Annotated in this window: 1 protein-coding gene; it reads right to left on the reverse strand. The window is 54.4% G+C overall.

Going from position 1 to position 2,148, the window contains the following annotated elements:
- Positions 1-2,086: type IV pilus assembly protein FimV (locus tag AC2VLY_RS14265; RefSeq protein WP_486922511.1), on the reverse strand; the 2,086-nt coding region annotated here is incomplete at its 3' end.
- Positions 2,087-2,148 lie beyond the last annotated feature (62 nt).

A 2,148-nucleotide genomic window follows, 5' to 3' on the forward strand; every position in this document is an offset into this window, starting at 1 on the left:
GCGACAGCCCGAAAGAGAATGGCAGCGTATCTTCCGCACTTGGGGCTTCGGCCTTGGGCGCTTCGGGAGCCGTGATGGGCTCATGACTTGCGGATTCCACCTCGTCAGCCGTTTGTTCAGCATGGAGATTATCTGCATCCATCAGCCGGAACTGTTCATCAATATCCTGCAACAGGCGGTCTTTTTCGTCGGCAGGAAATGATTCATCCGCAACGGCAGTGGACGCATTTTTTTCCTGTCCATGGGAAAAATCAAAATCCAGCATATCCGTTACATCTGCATGGGAAGCTGCCGACGCCTCATGGACAGGTTTAGTGGGCTCTTCTACGGGAGTCGGCTTGACGGCTTCGACCACCCCGGCTTCATCGCCTGCGACAAACAAGGCATTTCCGGGGAACAGGCGGGCGCCTTGAGCAGCCACTTCCTGCCAGGCGGCGTTATGGGGGCCAAAGCGGCCCCGCATCCGTTCCGCCAGATCCAGATAATCGCTACGACGATCCAGAGTGGCATACATATCCAGAAGCTTGACGTAAAGCTCCTTGCGTCTGGGATTTTCATCCAGCGCTTCATTCATCACCGTAATGGCCTGCTCGGATTTACCATAAGTCAGGTAGAGATCCGCCTGCTCAATGGGATCAATTTCCATCAGGTCGTCATGATATTCGACGGATGTTTGCCCAGGTGCCTGTTCATTAACAGGCACCGCCACCTCTATCGGCACTTCTTTGGGGACAGGGGACGTTGCGACCGGCATTGGCGTAGAAGTTACTGCAGGATTTATTACTGGCTCGTGGCCCACTTGATATGCAGCAGCGGCAGCCGGTGCAACAAACGGCGGCTCGGCAACCGGTTTTGATTTGGGACTATTCAGTGTGGATAGACGTTGGGATACTTCACGCTGACGTTTTTCCGATTCTTTTTGACGGCGCAGCATCCATATAAAGAGGATGAGAAGCAGCAGATTTCCTCCCAGGGAAATCAGCAGCGGGATGTTGTTGAATAAATTACTGTTGGCGCTATTGCGCGAGAGCGTAGCCAACTGGACACCCTGGTTGGCCAGTAAACGCTCTTCCGCGCTCAGACGCTGCCCCAGGCCCGTTACCTCACCTTTCAGCTTCTGATTTTCCGCCTGCAAGGCAAGGGTGTCTGCTGCCAGAGGCGAACTAGTAGCAGATGCCGTATCAGCACTGGCAGCTACTGCATTGGCAGGAGCACTGGACAGTACCAGATGATTAGCACTTTCGGTGGGACTTGTTGAAGCTTTTTGTGGCTGAGCTGTGGAAGTTGAAGGCTCAGAGGTTTGAGCAGCAGGAAGAGGAGCCGCACTTCCAGCTTGACTTTGCGTTGACAGCCAGGCTGTAGCCTGAGCTGGGGTCATTGCCTGCACCTGATTCACATTGGGCAAATTCAGCATGCTTCCCGCATACAAACAGGTTGGGTTGGCATTTTTGAAGGCCTGTGGATTAGCCTTGACTACTGCCGACATGACCTGATCCAGGGTAACTCCATTACTGTTGGTGATAGACCGCGCTATATCATACAGAGAGCTGTTTACCGGAACGGGGCCATAACGGTTCACCCGCGACCAACCATGGTACAGTCTGACAGGTGCGGGAGGCAGCGCCACAGATTTGGTTGCTGGCACAATTGCTGACGGGACAAGGGGTGCCGGGCTGGATGCCAGGGGCATCGCTGCAGCGGCATTCGCAACACTGGCCGAGTATTCCCGGACTAACTGCCCCCCTGACCAGTTGAGCTGTACCAAAAACTGTAAATTCGGCTGACTCACAGGTAGAGGACTGGAAATCAGAATGGCAGGTTGACTCCCATGCCGCACCGTAAATTGCCAATGCTCAAGGGTTGGAGCCTGTGGCAGATTGATCATGGCAAACGCGCTGTCCGGGGCCAGACTGGCATTAAGACTGGATGCAGTTTGAGGGGTTACTGATTGGATGGGTATTTCGGCACGAAAGGGTTCTCCGGGGGCAGACAAGACCTGCAGGGATCCCAGCCCCAGTGCCTGAGCCAGGCCCGGCATGAGTAAGCCCATCCCGGCCATGGCCCACAACCAATTCTTTCTCTCCATTGTTATTTCCTCATTTTTCTGTAACGCAAGCGTATTGCAATGGGCCACTTTCAACCCGCAGT

Source organism: Acidithiobacillus sp. TH-A36, from assembly GCF_057473445.1.